Consider the following 15,494-nt stretch of genomic DNA (forward strand, 5'->3'; position numbering starts at 1 on the left):
TGCCGGGCTTCGTGAGAACCTGGATTCACTCCTCGCCGCGCAGCCAGAAACAGCGGTGCGACGCATAGCGGTCCTGGGCCATCACCTGCTTTAGTTCTGGCAAGATGGCGTGCAGCTCGTCCTTCAGCGTGAACGGCGGATTGACGATGATGAGCCCGGTGCCGGAAAGGCCGGTCTGATCGCGGTCGCTCTTCACCGAAAGCTCGGCGCAGAGCACCTTCGGGATTTCGAGTGCCTTCAGCGCCTCGTGGAAGGCGGCGATCGGCGCGCCCTTCTTGATCGGGTACCAGAGGCAGTAGACGCCGGAGGAAAAGCGCCGATAGGCCTTCGCCAGCCCGTCGGCCAGCCGTTCGTATTCGCCGTCCAGTTCGAACGGTGGATCGACCAGCACGATACCGCGCTTCTCCTTCGGCGGAAGATGCGCGCCGAGCGCCAGCCAACCATCGAGCTCCGTCACGCGAACCTGAAAGTCGCCTTCGAACAGCCGGGCGAGCCGGCGGCAGTCGTCGGGATGCAGTTCCATCGCCGACAGGCGGTCCTGCGGACGGAACAGCATGCGGGCGAGCTTGGGCGAGCCGGGGTAGAGCGTGATGTCACCCTCCGGATTGAGGCTCCGGACGGCGTCGAGATAAGGTGCCAGGATGCTGGCGGCCGGCTCCGGTAATTCCGCGTCGAGGAGTTTGCCGATGCCGTCCCGCCATTCTCCCGTCTTCTGCGCCTCTTCCGACGACAGATCGTAGAGCCCGATGCCCGCATGGGTGTCGAGCAGGCGGAAGGCCTTGTCCTTCTGCTGCAGATAGACGATCAGCCGCGCCAGAACCGCATGCTTCAGCACGTCTGCGAAATTGCCCGCATGGTAGATGTGGCGGTAGTTCATCTGTCGTCCTGATGGGTTCGATGATTTGTCGGAATGGGGCTTTTGAGCCGTCGGCCCATGCAATATACAAACGTCATGAATATCGCGAGCCCTATCCGGACCACCGGTCATACGGTCTGTCCGCACGACTGTCCATCCGCCTGCGCGCTGAACGTCGATCTCGGCCCCGACGGGCGTATCGGCAGGGTGCGCGGTTCGGCCGACAACACCTATACGGCCGGCGTCATCTGCGCCAAGGTCGCCCGTTATGCCGAGCGTCTCTATCATCCCGACCGCCTGCTGACACCGAAGCGCCGCAAGGGTGCAAAGGGCGAAGGCGTCTGGCAGGAAATCTCCTGGGACGACGCGATGGACGAAATCGCCGACGCTTTCGTCAAGGCCGAGGCCCGCCACGGGTCCGAGGCGATATGGCCTTACTTTTATGCCGGCACGATGGGTCAGGTGCAGCGCGATTCTATCGAGCGCCTGCGCCACGCCAAGCGCTATTCGGGATTCTTCGGCTCGATCTGCACCAACATGGCCTGGACCGGCTACGTGCTTGGCACAGGGGCGCTGCGCGGACCCGATCCGCGCGAGATCGCCAAGGCGGATTGCGTGGTGATCTGGGGCACCAATGCGGTCGCGACCCAGGTCAACGTGATGACCCACGCGATGAAGGCCCGCAAAGAACGGGGCGCGAAGATCGTCGTGGTGGACATCTACGACAACCCGACGATGAAGCAGGCCGACATGGGCCTGATCGTCCGGCCGGGCACCGACGCGGCGCTCGCCTGCGCGGTCATGCACATCGCCTTCCGTGACGGTTATGCCGACCGCGCCTACATGGAGAAGTATGCCGACGATCCGGCCGGTCTCGAAGCGCATCTGAAGTCGCGTACACCGGAATGGGCCGCCGGGATCACGGGCCTGACCGTCGAGGAGATCGAAGCCTTCGCCCGCCTGATCGGCGCCACGAAGAAGACCTTCTTCCGCCTCGGCTACGGTTTTGCCCGCCAGCGCAACGGTTCCGTCGCCATGCATGCGGCGCTCTCCATCGCAACGGTGCTGGGCTCCTGGCAGTATGAAGGTGGCGGGGCATTCCACAACAACGGCGACATCTTCCGGCTCAACAAGTCGGAGCTGATGGGCACCGCCTATGCCGATCCGGACATCCGCATGCTGGACCAGTCGCAGATCGGCCGTGTGCTGACGGGCGACGCCGAGGCCCTGCGTCAACGCGGTCCGGTGACCGCCCTGCTGATCCAGAACACCAACCCCGTCAATGTCGCACCCGAGCAGCGGCTCGTGAAGCAGGGCTTCCTGCGGGAAGACCTGTTCGTTGCCGTGCACGAGCATTTCATGACCGAGACGGCCGATGTCGCCGACATCGTCATGCCGGCCACCATGTTCGTCGAGCATGACGACGTCTACCGGGGCGGCGGCCACAGCCACATCCTGCTCGGACCGAAGATCGTCGAGCCGCCGGAAACCGTTCGCACCAACCTCTTCGTCATCGAGGAACTGGCCAAGCGGCTCGGCGTCGCCGATCGGCCCGGCTTCGGCCTTTCCGAATACGAGCACATCGATCACATGCTGAAGGCGAGCGGCTGGGCGGGATACGACACGCTGAAGGAAGAGCGCTGGTTCGACTGCCAGCCGGAATTCCGGGCCGCCCACTATCTCGACGGCTTCGGCCATGCAGACGGAAAATTCCGGTTCCGCCCCGACTGGGAGAACGGCAGGGCGCCGAACAAGCCTCCGGCGTCCGTCGGCAATCTCGGACCCGTCGCGGCCCTTCCGATATTCCCGGACCAGGTGGACCTGATCGAGGTGGCGGACGCCGAACATCCGTTCCGGCTTGCGACCTCTCCCGCCCGCAATTTCTTGAACTCCACCTTTGCCGAGACGACGACGTCCCGCGAGAAGGAGGGGCGGCCGCAGGTGATGGTCAATCCGGCCGACGCCGCACGACTTTCGATCGCCGACGGCGCCGTCGTCCGCATCGGCAATGGGCGCGGAACGCTGCGCATCCATGCGAGCGTCACCGACGCGGTGAAGCCGGGCGTTCTGGTGGCGGAGGGCTTGTGGCCCAACAAGGCGCATCTCGACGGCGAGGGCATCAACGTGCTGACTGGAGCCGATGCCACGGCCCCGCATGGGGGCGCGGCCTTCCACGACAACAAGGTCTGGCTGGAAAAGGCCGCCGGATGAGCCGCTTCGATCGCGTCAGGATCGCCATCCGCAAGGACGAGCTTCTGTGGAAGGGCTGGAGCGAATTTCGCCGGATCGTGTTCGACTATATCCGCCCGGACGATACCGCGGTCGAACTGCAGTGGGAGGTCTTCGACCGCGGCGAGGCGGTCGTCGTTCTCCTCTATGACCCGGATCGCGATGTAGTGGTGCTGGTCCGCCAGTTCCGCATCCCCGTTCACCTGATGGGGGACAAGCCCTTCCTGCTCGAGGCGGCGGCGGGTTCGATGGAACATGGAGAGGATCCTGTCGCGACCGTCTGCCGCGAGGCGATGGAAGAGACAGGCTACCGGGCGGCGTCACCGCGCTTCCTGTTCAGTGCCTACATGTCGCCGGGCGCGGTCACCGAGAAGGTCCATTTCTATGTCTCGCGCATCTCGGCTGCCGACAAGGTCGCCGAGGGCGGTGGCCTTGCCGAGGAAGACGAGGACATCGAAATCACCGAATTGTCCCTGGACGAGGCGCTGGCCATGATCGGAACGGGCGGCATCATCGACGCCAAGACCATCATGCTGCTGCAATGGGCCGCGCTCAATCGCGGGCAGTTGTAGTCTTTGAAAAGAAGAATGGCCGCGAACGCGCAAAGGAACGTCCGCGGCCGGCAGACAGCTTGCGCTGCCCGCGGGGGGCTCGGAAACCCTAGAACTTGCCCTTGAGGCCGAACGAGATCGACATCGCCTGATAGGATGCACCGGCCGAGTCGGATTCGTAGGAATCGGCCGTCGCGCTCGTCGTGTCGACGATCTTCATGTCACCACGACGGTGGAAGACCTGTTCGAACGAGCCGGCGAGGTAAAGCGAGGCCGAGGGCGTGATCTTGTAGTCGGCGCTGACATTGGCGGCAAGCATCGGGGCGACGCCCATGCTGTCGTAAAAACGAAGGTCGCGCTTCCAGTGATCGTCGATGTCGTCGATGCCGAAGCTCAGGCCGCCCTGCAGGCCGCCGCTGAGCGTCAGGGCACCGATCGTGTGTTCGCCGTTGACGGCCAGGAAGCCGACCGGGATCTTCTGCTGGTAGCTGATACCCGGATCGCCGTCCGGCCAGCTGCCGACATCGTCCCGAAAATGGCCGGTGGTGCTGTAGATGTAGGAACCGCCGACGGCGTCCCACTTGACATCGGTATAGCGGAAACCGGGACCGACGCTGAAATTCGTGGTGTCGTTGGAATAGACCTCGCGATCGATCTCGATCGAGCCGCTGAAATAATGTGCGAGTTCGGTATCGGGATGGATCGAGCGATCGGTCCAGTCGCTGTTGCTGTAGTCCATCCAGTCGTAGTCGACCATGTGGCCGTCGCCGCCGGTGCCGATGTTGACGGCTGCCTTGATCTTCCAGTTCTTGTCGAGCTGCGCATCGGCGCCGAGCGTGTAGAGAACCATGCCCTTGGTTTCCCAGTTGAGCTCGCTGACCTTGTGGGAACCGTCATAGACGAACTCGTCGGCCTTGATGTTTGCAAGCCCGATACCGCCGTAAAGCGAGAAGGCGCCGTCGGGCGAGGTGAAGATTGTGTCCTCGGCAGACGCGAGCGTCGGCAGACAGAAGGCGACGCCGGCCGCAAGAGCGATGCGGGCAAATGATTTGGTCATGAAAATGTCTCCATGCGTGATGGCTGCGATCGCCGCCACCCTATGGATCTGACCAACTTGATCAATCGCCTGGAGCGTCCACTTCTGAGTCTTGTGGTGTCCAATAAAGGGCCCAAATTTTGCCGCTGCGTTTCAGCGGCAAGGCCTCGTCAGAGCGAAACGAGCTTCGCTCCCGGATCGCCGGCGTAAGCGTTTCGTTTTACCCGGCCGTCGGCGCCCATGCCCACGGCTCCCTCGGCCAGCAGCCGCAGCGCCTGCGGATAGGTGCGATGTTCCACGGTCAGCACTCGGGCGGCCAGGCTGTCGGCGGTGTCGCCGGGCACGATGGGCACGACTGACTGGGCGACGATCGGGCCTTCGTCCATGCCTTCCGTCACGAAATGCACGGTGCAGCCCGCGATCATCATGCCGGCATCGATGGCACGCTGATGGGTGTGCAGGCCGGGAAAGAGCGGCAGCAGGGACGGGTGGATGTTGAGGATCCGGCCTTCATGGCGCTTGATGAATTCGCCGGAGAGCAGGCGCATATAGCCCGCAAGGCAGATGATGTCCGGCGACAACGCGTCGAGTGCATCGAGGATCGCCGCCTCGTGCTCGGCCTTGCCGGTGTAGGAGCGGCGTTCGAACACATGGGTCGCAATACCGCGTTCGGCGGCTCTGGCAAGTCCGCCGGCCGTCGCCTTGTCGGAGATTACGGCGACGATTTCCGCCGGAAAGCCGGGTGCGGCGCAGGCATCTGCCAGCGCCACCATGTTCGAGCCGCCGCCGGAAATGAAGACGACGACGCGTTTGCGGGCCGTCGTCATAGGGCGAGCGTGCCTTCGTAGCGGGTCCCGGCTTCACCTTCGGCGCGGGCGATCATCCGGCCAAGCGTCACGACCTTTTCGCCTTCGGCGGCAAGGACTTCGGCGACGCGGGCGGCGTCCTTCTCGGCGACGACGACGATCATGCCGATGCCGCAGTTGAAGGTGCGCAGCATCTCGTTCTGGGCGACGCCGCCGACCCGTGCCAGCCAGGAGAAGACCGGCGGCGCGCTGATCGCGGAAAGATCGATCGAAGCGGCAAGATGCTTCGGCAGCACGCGCGGAATGTTTTCCGGGAAGCCGCCGCCGGTGATGTGGGCAAGCGCCTTGAGGGCGCCGGTCTCGCGGATCGCCTTGAGTAGCGGCTTCACATAGATGCGGGTCGGCTCGAGCAGGGCCGCGCCGAGCGTCTTTGTCGTGTCGAAGGGAGCGGCTGCATCCCAGGTCAGGCCGGACAGGCCGACGATCTTGCGCACCAGCGAGAAGCCGTTGGAATGGACACCGGAGGATGCGAGCCCGAGGATCACGTCGCCTTCGGCGATGTCGCCGGCCGGCAGGAGCTTGCCGCGCTCGGCAGCGCCGACGGCAAAGCCCGCGAGGTCATAGTCGCCGCCGGAATACATGCCCGGCATCTCCGCGGTTTCGCCGCCGATCAGCGCACAGCCAGCCTCGCGGCAGCCGGCCGCGATGCCACCGACGATGGCCGCACCCTGGTCGGGGTCGAGCTTGCCGGTGGCAAAATAGTCGAGGAAGAACAGCGGCTCGGCGCCCTGGACCACGAGGTCGTTGACGCACATGGCAACAAGGTCGATGCCGACCGTGTCGTGCAGGCCGGCGTCGATGGCGATCTTGAGCTTGGTGCCGACGCCGTCATTGGCTGCGACGAGAACCGGATCGGTGAAGCCCGCGGCCTTCAGGTCAAACAGGCCGCCGAAGCCGCCGATCTCGCCGTCGGCGCCGGGACGGCGGGTGGACCGTACATGAGGCTTGATCTTCTCGACCAGGAGATTGCCCGCATCGATGTCGACGCCCGCGTCGCTGTAGGTCAAACCATTGCGTTCAGACTGGCTCATCTCGTGCCTCCGATGGGTGTCGATATTTGCGGGTGGCAATTGCATGAAGAGCCTTCGGATGCAAGCCGGCAGGCTCCGATCAGGCGGTTTTCCGGCACTTTTGCCATCTTCATTCGTGGCACCTTCGGATCGCGTGCGCTTGACCTTCGCTTTCGGCCTGACCTATCTCCTGTTTCCTGTTAGTAGTGCGGCGCAGAAAAGCGGTGACCGTATCGGAAGGGAAGGGCGGACCATGATTCAGCACATCAGCGGCAGCGGGTTGAAGCGTCAGGCAATGTTCTGGTTCGCAGCACTCGCCGTCTTCGTCGTCTTCCTGATGATGTTCCGGACGATCCTGCTGCCGTTCATCGCCGGCATGGCGCTCGCCTACTTCCTCGATCCCGTTGCCGATCGCCTGGAACGTCTTGGGCTGTCGCGCCTGATGGCGACCGTGGTGATCCTCGTCACCTTCATCATCGTCTTCGTGCTCTCGCTGATGATCATCATCCCGGTTCTGGCAAGCCAGCTCAATGAATTCATCCAGCACGTACCGGGCTATGTCTCGCAGTTGCAGACCTTCATCGCCACCTCGAATGCCGCCTGGCTGCCGGAATGGCTGAACAGCCAGATGGACACGATCAAGGCGAACTTCTCCAAGTATCTGTCCGAGGGCGTCGGCTTCATCGGCACCCTGCTCGAGCAGATCTGGAACTCCGGCAAGGCGCTCCTCGACATCGCCTCGCTTCTCGTCGTCACGCCGGTCGTCGCCTTTTACCTGTTGCTGGACTGGGACCGCATGATTGCCAAGGTGGATGGCTGGGTGCCGCGCAATCACGTCGCAACAGTGCGCGAGATCGCCACCGAACTCGACCGCACCATTGCCGGCTTCGTGCGCGGACAGGGCTCGCTCTGCCTCTTCCTCGGTATCTACTACGCCGTCGGCCTTTCGCTGATCGGCCTCAATTTCGGCCTGCTGATCGGCTTCCTTACCGGCATGCTGAGCTTCATCCCCTATGTCGGCTCGACCGTCGGTCTGGTGCTGGCCGGCGGTGTCGCGCTCGTTCAGTTCTGGCCGGACTATGTCCACCTGATCATCGTCGTGGTGTTCTTCTTCTCCGGACAGTTCATCGAGGGCAACATCCTGCAGCCCAAACTGGTGGGAAAAAGCGTCGGGCTGCATCCCGTATGGCTGATGTTCGCCCTCTTTGCCTTCGGTGCTCTCTTCGGCTTCGTCGGCGTCCTGGTCGCCGTCCCGGCTGCGGCCTCGGTCGGCGTTCTTGTCCGTTTCGCTCTGTCGCGGTATCTTGAGAGCGATTTGTATTACGGGCAGTCGACCATCATCGAGGTGAAGTCCGATCCCGGCGTTTCAGAGAAGTGAATGCGTGAGATGAAGAAGGTCGCGACGCGGCGAAGGACAGCCGAGCAACTGCCGCTCGCCTTCGACCACGGCACGGCGAGCGGCCGAGAAGACCTGCTGGTATCCGATCGCCTTGCCGCGGCGGTCGCCCTGATCGACAGCTGGCCGCAATGGCCGTCCCCCGTCGTGATCCTCGCCGGCCCGGCAGGATCCGGAAAGTCACATCTTGCCGAAATCTGGCGCGAGCAGTCCGGCGCGGCCGCCATCCAGCCGGTCGCGGGCGGCTCTGCTGCGGAGGTCGCCTCCGCCGGCCCCGTGCTGTTCGAGGATGCCGACAGCGCCGGCTTCGATGAGGTCGAACTTTTCCATGTCATCAACAGCGTCCGCGAACACGGCAACAGCCTGTTGATGACGTCGCGCACCTGGCCTCTCTCCTGGCCGGTCGTGCTTCCCGATTTGAGGTCGCGGCTGAAGGCGGCCACCATGGTGGAGATCGGCAGCCCCGACGAGGCGCTCCTGTCCCAGGTGATCGTCAAGCTGTTTGCCGACCGCCAGCTTAATATTGACGACAAGATCGTCGACTATATCGTTCAACGCATGGAGCGGTCCTGCTCCGCGGCGCAGGAGGTGGTCGACCGGATCGACCGGCTTGCGCTGTCGCGACGCACGAAGATCACGCGGGCGCTCGCGGCCGAAGTTCTGGGCGAACTCTACGAGGCCGAAGACCTCGGGTAATTGTCACAGGATTGTCGTCAAACTGTTATATTTGCGGCCGCTACGGCAATTGAGGGATGGACAATGGATTCTGTGGTGACCGAGACGACGACCTCCGACCTCGTGGAGGGCATGGCACCGGAAGACCTGTCCTCGAGCCCGCTGCGCTTCATCAACCGCGAGTTCTCGTGGTTGCAGTTCAATCGACGAGTCCTCGAAGAAACGCTGAACACCGCCCATCCGCTTCTGGAACGTGTGCGGTTCCTGTCGATCTCGGCGACCAACCTCGATGAGTTCTTCATGGTGCGCGTGGCCGGCCTCGAAGGTCAGGTGCGCCAAGGCATCACCATCAAGAGCCCGGACGGCAAGACGCCGCACGAGCAGCTCGACGACATCCTCAAGGAAATCGACAACCTGCAGATGGAGCAGCAGGCGTCGCTTGCGGTTCTCCAGCAATATCTCGCCAAGGAAGACATCCTCATCGTCCGTCCGGCGGCGCTCTCCGCCGAAGACAAGACCTGGCTCGCATCGGAATTCGAGGAATCCATCTTCCCGGTGCTGACGCCGCTCTCGATCGATCCGGCCCATCCGTTCCCCTTCATTCCGAACCTCGGTTTCTCCATGGGCCTGCAGCTTGAGAGCAAGCGCACCCAGGAGCCAATGACGGCGCTGCTGCGCCTGCCGCCGACGCTCGACCGCTTCATCCGACTGCCCGACGACAAGACGACGCTGCGCTACATCACGCTCGAAGACATGGTCGGCATGTTCATCGACCGGCTCTATCCGGGCTACGAGGTCAAGGGTTTCGGCACCTTCCGCATCATTCGCGACAGCGATATCGAAGTCGAGGAAGAAGCCGAAGACCTGGTGCGCTTCTTCGAGACGGCGCTCAAGCGCCGGCGTCGAGGCTCGGTGATCCGTATCGAGATTGATTCCGAGATGCCGGTCGCCCTTCGCCAGTTCGTGGTGCACGAACTCGGTGTTCCGGAAAACCGCGTTGCCGTGTTGCCGGGTCTCCTGGCACTCAACACCATTTCCGAGATCGCCAAGGCGCCGCGCGACGACCTGCGTTTCGAACCCTACAATGCCCGCTTCCCGGAACGCGTACGCGAGCATGCGGGTGACTGCCTGGCGGCGATCCGCGAAAAGGACATGGTGGTTCACCATCCTTATGAGAGCTTCGACGTCGTCGTCCAGTTCCTGCTGCAGGCGGCGCGCGACCCGGACGTCCTTGCCATCAAGCAGACGCTTTACCGCACCTCGAACGACAGCCCGATCGTCCGTGCCCTGATCGACGCCGCCGATGCCGGCAAGTCGGTGACCGCGCTGGTCGAACTCAAGGCCCGCTTCGACGAGGAGGCCAATATCCGCTGGGCGCGTGACCTCGAACGCGCCGGCGTACAGGTCGTGTTCGGCTTCATCGAGCTTAAGACCCACGCCAAGATGTCTATGGTGGTGCGCCGCGAGGACGGCAAGCTCCGGACCTACTGCCACCTTGGCACGGGCAACTACCACCCGATCACCGCAAAGATCTACACCGACCTTTCCTTCTTCACCTGCAATCCGAAGATCGCCCACGACATGGCGAACATCTTCAACTTCATCACCGGCTACGGCGAGCCGGAAGAAAGCATGAAGCTTGCAGTATCGCCCTATACGCTTCGTCCGCGCATCCTGCGTCACATCGAGGAGGAGATCTGCCACGCCAAGGCCGGCAAGCCCGCCGCGATCTGGATGAAGATGAACTCGCTGGTCGATCCGGAGATCATCGACGCGCTCTATCGCGCCAGCCAGGCCGGCGTCGAAGTCGATCTCGTCGTGCGTGGCATCTGCTGCCTGCGCCCGCGCGTTCCGGGCCTCTCCGACAACATTCGCGTCAAGTCGATCGTCGGCCGCTTCCTCGAGCACAGCCGCATCTTCTGCTTCGGCAACGGCTTCGGCCTGCCGTCGGAAAAGGCGCTGGTCTACATCGGTTCGGCCGACATGATGCCGCGCAATCTCGACCGCCGGGTCGAGACGCTCGTGCCGCTCGTCAACCCCACCGTCCATGAGCAGGTTCTTTCACAGATCATGCTTGGTAACTTGATTGACAACCAGCAGAGCTACGAGATATTGCCCGACGGAACGTCGCGGCGCATGGATGTGCGGCCCGGCGAGGAACCTTTTAACGCGCAGCACTATTTCATGACCAATCCGAGCCTTTCGGGTCGGGGAGAATCGCTGAAAGAAAGCGCGCCGAAACTGATTGCCGGCATCATTTCCGGCAGGAAACAATAAAACTGGTACTTCATGACAAGATCTGAAGCGCAGGGGCGGTTGCCTGGCATAGCCCCTGTCTCCGTTGTCGACATCGGTTCCAACTCGATCCGACTGGTCATCTATGAAGGCTTGTCGAGAGCGCCGACGGTGCTGTTCAACGAGAAGGTCCTTTGCGGTCTGGGCAAGGGACTGGCCACCACCGGTCGCATGGACGATGAAGGTGTGGCCCGTGCGCTCGCCTCGCTGAAGCGGTTCGGTGCGTTGTCGCGCCAGGCGCGGGCGACCGCAATGTATGTGCTCGCGACCGCTGCGGCCCGTGAAGCGCAGAACGGTCCGGATTTCATCCGTGCGGCCGAAGAGATCCTCGGAACCCATATCGAGGTCCTGACCGGAGAGCAGGAAGCGCTCTATTCCGCGCTCGGCATCGTCAGCGGTTTCCACGATCCGGACGGCATTGCCGGTGACCTTGGCGGTGGCTCGCTCGAACTGATCGACATCAAGGGGCGCGAACTCGGTACCGGCATTACCATGCCGCTCGGCGGCCTGCGTCTCTCCGAGACGGCGGGCGGCTCCTTGCCCAAGGCGCGAACGATCGCCCGCAAGCTGTTGAAATCGGCCACCCTGCTGGAAAAGGGCAGGGGACGGATCTTCTACGCCGTGGGCGGTACCTGGCGAAACATCGCCAAGCTCCACATGGAGATGCGCAAGTATCCGCTGCACATGATGCAGGGTTACGACCTTCCCTATGATGAGATCGCCACCTTCCTCGACGAGATCATCGCGGGTGCAAACAGTCGGGATCCGGCTTGGTCGTCGATCTCGAAAAGCCGCCGGGCGCTGATCCCCTTCGGTGCGATCGCCATGCGCGAAACCATCGAGGTGATGAAGCCGGCAAGCGTCTCCTTCTCCGCGCAAGGTGTGCGCGAGGGTTATCTCTATTCGCTGCTATCCGAAGAGGATCGGAACCTCGATCCCCTGCTGACTGCGGCGGACGAACTGGCGATCCTGCGCGCCCGATCGCCCGAGCATGCCCGCGAACTGGCGGAGTGGACAGGCCGCATGATGCCCTACTTCGACGTCGTGGAGACGGAGGAGGAGGCCCGCTATCGCCAGGCTGCCTGCCTGCTAGCCGACATCAGCTGGCGCGCCCATCCGGACTATCGCGGCCTCCAGGCGCTGAACATCATTGCGCATTCGTCCTTCGTCGGCATCACCCATCCGGGCCGTGCCTTCATCGCGCTCGCCAATTATTATCGCTTCGAAGGTCTGAACGACGACGGCCAGACCGGGCCGCTCGCGACGATCGCCACGACGCGGCTGCTGGAGCGGGCCAAGCTTCTGGGTGGGCTGTTGCGGGTCGTCTATCTGTTCTCGGCGTCGATGCCGGGCATCGTGCACAACCTCACCTTCCGCAAGGCGAACCGTGCCGATCTCGACCTGGAGTTTGTCGTGCCATCGGCCTATCGCGACTTCGGCGGCGAGCGCCTCGACGGTCGCCTGCAGCAGCTCGCGCGACTGACCGGCAAGCGGCTCGCCTTCAGGTTCGAGTAGTTCCGTACGGCGCGGAACAATGTCGCGTTGCCACGAAGCCCGGCGGCGCGATCTGTCGCATTGTAACGAATGGCGCAGTGTTCTGTTAACGCAGTGTTTTCGTTCGGGAAATAGGTCCAATTGCGGTCGTTGTATTCGCGTCCGTCAGTCGTAGTTTGCCGCCATTCAATGGAACGAGGCAAATTTCATGTCGAGCATCACGATCACGAACAATTCGAACAACTCCGCGAACTACGCAGTCTTCCAGAAGTCCGGCCAGCAAGGCAATGCCGCCAATGCTGCCTGGAAGGTGACCTCGCCGGTCGCATCCGAGAAGTCGTCCTGGAACCTGGACTATAGCAGTCCCGACCTGCTGGGCAAATCGTCTCAAACGGGTTCTGCTTCGAAGAGCGGCGTCTCGCCGGTCGACTACTCCATCGACTATTCGGTTTACGATCAAACCGGCAAGACCCAGTCCTTCGGCAACACTTCGACGACCGTGCTCTATCTTTGATGACGAGAGGCCGGCGGCACGAACGCCGCCGGCCTTCGGTCTTTTACTTCGCGGCGAGGAATTCACCAACTTCGAGCAGGACGAATTCGCTGTCGTCCGCCTTGTCGAGAGAGCGGCCGGCCGAAAAGGGCAGGTTGTTGTCGTTGCCGACGACGATATGCGTGGCGTCGATGACATCGACGTCCTCTATGGTGACGAAGGGCATGTCATAGAAGCCTTCGCCGCCGCCCTGGCGCTTCTTGTTGTCCGGGTCGGCTATCTTCATCAGGTCGATGTAGCCGATCTTGCGGGCGGCCTTGCCGGCATTCTCGTCGGTCATCTCGATCTTGTAGATGCGCTTGTGCTTGGCGGGAGCCGCAAAGCAGTCTGCCGCCGGCGCCTTGGGGTCGGCGCAGGCCTTGTCCGCCGCACCGGCGCCGTTGTCGCGCTCGATCACGAGAGCGGTGGTGGCGTCGATCATGTTGAAGTCGCCGATCGCCTCGCCGCCTTCGGACAGCGGATAAAGCCAGGACCGGCCGGTCCAGGCCTTCGAGGCGGTGTCGAGCTCGATGATGCGCAGAGCGGTCAGGCCGTCGGCCTTCTCGACCGAGCCGTCTTCCAGATAGAGCGGGCCTTCGAGCAGGCCGTAGAGCTTGGAGCCGTCCTTCGACATGGCAAGGCCTTCATAGCCGCCGGAGCGCTTCAGGTTGAAGGCCGGCATCTTGGCCGTCGGGTTGGCCGGAACGACGAGCGTCGGATTGTCGGGCGACTTGACGTCGGTCTCGCCGGCCTTGGTCGCGATGACATCGGTCAGCTTGCCGTCCTTGGTGAACTTGAGGATGTAGGGGCCGAATTCCTCGCCCACCCAGAAGCCGTCGGCGACCGGCTGGATCGATTCGACGTCGAAGTCGGCGCCGGTCAGATAGCGCTGTTCGGCGCCTTCCATGACGATCGGGAAGGGCGCCTTTTTGTCAGGATCGGACAGGAACACGGTTTCCAGGTGCTCGACCTTGCCGACATCCCAGTCGAACTTGATGTGATGCAGCATCAGCATGGAGTCGGACGAGTTGATCTTCGAGCCGAAGCCGTTGTCGGACAGGCTCCAGAACGTGCCGTCTTCCATGGTCTTGATGCCGGAAAAGCCCTGCATGGCCTGACCGTCGAACGGCATGGAGAGCCCGGTCGGACGAACGCCGTCCTTGCCGGGCACGGTGCCGAGGCCTTCGGCGCGCTTGCGGTCGGCGGTGGTGAACTTGCCCGAGGTCTTCAGGTGCGCCGGCGCGTCGGCCGGGGCGGCGATGATCGTGTTGGCCGGCAGGATCGCATGGTTGACGAGCTTGGCCGGGAAGGCGGTCTCGTCGGCGAAAACGGGGGCGGCGATGAGGAAAAGGGATACGGAGGCAAAGAGTTGTTTTTTCATGGCGTCACCATTCGTGAGACGGTTTCAGACGCGGCATGGTTAGGGATCGCCCGTGTCAGGGCGATCTACGTTCGATGAAGTTTCGGTGACTGTCCTCAGGCTCGAAGCAGTTTCAGCCAGTGGTCTGGCATATTGCCGGAACTCGTCCAGGCATCGTTGCCTGCCTCGCGGGGCCTATTCGTCGTCGTGGCCGCTGCCGGCAGCCGGATCGAACGCATCGCCCCAGTCCGCCCGGCGGGCAGCCTTGAACACCGCGCCGTCGCGGCGGCTCACCGTCATCTCCGCTGCATTACCTTCGGCCTTGCAGAGCTTCAGCCGGGCGACGCCGCCCGACACGCGCGGGGGCGCGAGCACCCGGGCGACCGGAGGCTCGGCGGGAAGGCGCGACGCGGCGATGAAGATGTATTTCTCATCTTCCCACGGCACCTCCGCTCCCTTGGAGAGCCTGTGCAGGCGCGAGCGGGCGACGCGTCGTGAAAAGTGGCACCAGTCCGGCGCTTCGATGGGACAGTCCCGGGCATGGGGGCAGGGGGCGACGATATTGGCGCCGGCATCGACCAGGGTCTGGCGCGCAGTGAGAATTCTCCGCCAGCCGGCCGGCGTGCCGGGCTCGACGATGACGATCGTATGCGCGGTCAGATCCCATAGCCGCCTCGTCACCGTGGGAATGGCCGTCTCGGCGATCTCGTCGAGCACATAGGCGAGTGTTACGAGGTCTGCCGCTTCAAGTGTCGGAATCGTTCCGGTAATGTCGCCGGCGAGCCAGGTGGTGGAAACGGTCGAGGCCTTTGCCAGCGCCTCCCCGACCGACCGGATCGCGGGGCTCGCCTCTACCAGCCGCGCCGTTTCGAGATCCGGCCAGCTGTCCGCCGTTGCCCAGAATACCGTGCCGGGACCGGCACCGAAATCGAGCAGGCTCTTCGGGGAAAAATCCTGGGCGGCCTCCTCGACCATGCCGAGGGCGGCGCGCACGGCCGCATAGGTCGCTGGCAGGCGGGTGGCGAGATAGGCCTTGGCGGCGAGTTCCCCGTCGAGGTGGAACCTGCCGTCGCGGACCTCGCGGCGATAGCGGTCGGAAAGCTTTTCGCTGGCGCGGGCCAGACGCTCGATCGGCTCGTGCGCCAGCATCTGTTCGACGGCGGCCTTGAGCGGGGCGGGGAGTTCCATGGAGCG

At 63.4% G+C, this 15,494-nt stretch carries 13 protein-coding genes; 7 read left to right on the forward strand and 6 right to left on the reverse strand.

Features of this window, described 5'->3' with window-relative positions; genetic code table 11:
* Positions 1-25: 25 nt before the first annotated feature.
* Positions 26-877: a 23S rRNA (adenine(2030)-N(6))-methyltransferase RlmJ gene (locus ACX93L_RS14065; RefSeq protein WP_459405447.1), complete on the reverse strand. Its 852-nt coding sequence runs from the start codon at positions 875-877 to the stop codon at positions 26-28.
* Positions 878-934: 57 nt separating this feature from the next.
* Between ACX93L_RS14065 and ACX93L_RS14070 the strand changes: the two genes are divergently transcribed.
* Both ACX93L_RS14070 and ACX93L_RS14075 read left to right on the forward strand, forming a co-directional pair.
* Entirely contained in the window at positions 935-3,067 is a 2,133-nt protein-coding gene (locus ACX93L_RS14070) for a molybdopterin-containing oxidoreductase family protein (RefSeq protein WP_459405448.1), read from the forward strand.
* The gene (locus tag ACX93L_RS14075) at positions 3,064-3,657 is read left to right on the forward strand and encodes an NUDIX domain-containing protein (RefSeq protein WP_459405449.1); all 594 of its coding nucleotides are present in this window, start codon (positions 3,064-3,066) and stop codon (positions 3,655-3,657) included. Before ACX93L_RS14070 ends, ACX93L_RS14075 begins: the two co-directional genes overlap by 4 nt.
* Positions 3,658-3,745: 88 nt before the next feature.
* On the opposite strand, the gene ACX93L_RS14080 is transcribed toward ACX93L_RS14075, so the two are convergent.
* The 3 genes from ACX93L_RS14080 to purM form a co-directional block, all read right to left on the reverse strand.
* Complete coding sequence (locus ACX93L_RS14080) at positions 3,746-4,693, reverse strand: omptin family outer membrane protease (protein WP_459405450.1); 948 nt, start codon at positions 4,691-4,693, stop codon at positions 3,746-3,748.
* Between the two features lie 149 nt (positions 4,694-4,842).
* The gene (purN, locus tag ACX93L_RS14085; protein WP_459405451.1) at positions 4,843-5,499 is read right to left on the reverse strand and encodes a phosphoribosylglycinamide formyltransferase; all 657 of its coding nucleotides are present in this window, start codon (positions 5,497-5,499) and stop codon (positions 4,843-4,845) included.
* Positions 5,496-6,569, reverse strand: a complete 1,074-nt coding sequence (gene purM / locus ACX93L_RS14090; protein WP_459405452.1) for a phosphoribosylformylglycinamidine cyclo-ligase — start codon at positions 6,567-6,569, stop codon at positions 5,496-5,498. Before purM ends, purN begins: the two co-directional genes overlap by 4 nt.
* A 232-nt stretch (positions 6,570-6,801) precedes the next feature.
* On the opposite strand from purM, the gene ACX93L_RS14095 reads away from it, so the two are divergent.
* The 5 genes from ACX93L_RS14095 to ACX93L_RS14115 all read left to right on the forward strand — a co-directional run bounded on the left by ACX93L_RS14095 (position 6,802) and on the right by ACX93L_RS14115 (position 12,922).
* Positions 6,802-7,926 carry an AI-2E family transporter gene (locus ACX93L_RS14095; RefSeq protein ID WP_459405453.1) on the forward strand — a complete coding sequence of 375 codons (1,125 nt, stop codon included), beginning with the start codon at positions 6,802-6,804 and terminating at the stop codon, positions 7,924-7,926.
* On the forward strand, positions 7,927-8,640 hold the full coding sequence (gene hdaA / locus ACX93L_RS14100) for a DnaA regulatory inactivator HdaA (RefSeq protein ID WP_459405454.1): 714 nt from the start codon (positions 7,927-7,929) through the stop codon (positions 8,638-8,640).
* Positions 8,641-8,703: 63 nt separating this feature from the next.
* A complete protein-coding gene (locus ACX93L_RS14105; RefSeq protein ID WP_459405455.1) occupies positions 8,704-10,896 on the forward strand; it encodes an RNA degradosome polyphosphate kinase in 2,193 nt (730 codons plus the stop codon).
* A gap of 12 nt (positions 10,897-10,908) precedes the next feature.
* A complete protein-coding gene (ppx, locus tag ACX93L_RS14110) occupies positions 10,909-12,429 on the forward strand; it encodes an exopolyphosphatase (RefSeq protein ID WP_459405456.1) in 1,521 nt (506 codons plus the stop codon).
* A 187-nt stretch (positions 12,430-12,616) separates the two neighbouring features.
* Positions 12,617-12,922, forward strand: coding sequence for a hypothetical protein (locus tag ACX93L_RS14115; protein WP_459405457.1), 306 nt, complete (start codon positions 12,617-12,619; stop codon positions 12,920-12,922).
* A 43-nt stretch (positions 12,923-12,965) separates the two neighbouring features.
* On the opposite strand, the gene ACX93L_RS14120 is transcribed toward ACX93L_RS14115, so the two are convergent.
* Positions 12,966-14,321: an esterase-like activity of phytase family protein gene (locus ACX93L_RS14120; protein WP_459405458.1), complete on the reverse strand. Its 1,356-nt coding sequence runs from the start codon at positions 14,319-14,321 to the stop codon at positions 12,966-12,968.
* Between the two features lie 174 nt (positions 14,322-14,495).
* On the reverse strand, positions 14,496-15,488 hold the full coding sequence (locus tag ACX93L_RS14125; RefSeq protein WP_459405459.1) for a small ribosomal subunit Rsm22 family protein: 993 nt from the start codon (positions 15,486-15,488) through the stop codon (positions 14,496-14,498).
* Between the last annotated feature and the right edge of the window lie 6 nt (positions 15,489-15,494).

The organism is Rhizobium sp. CAU 1783 (assembly GCF_054551725.1).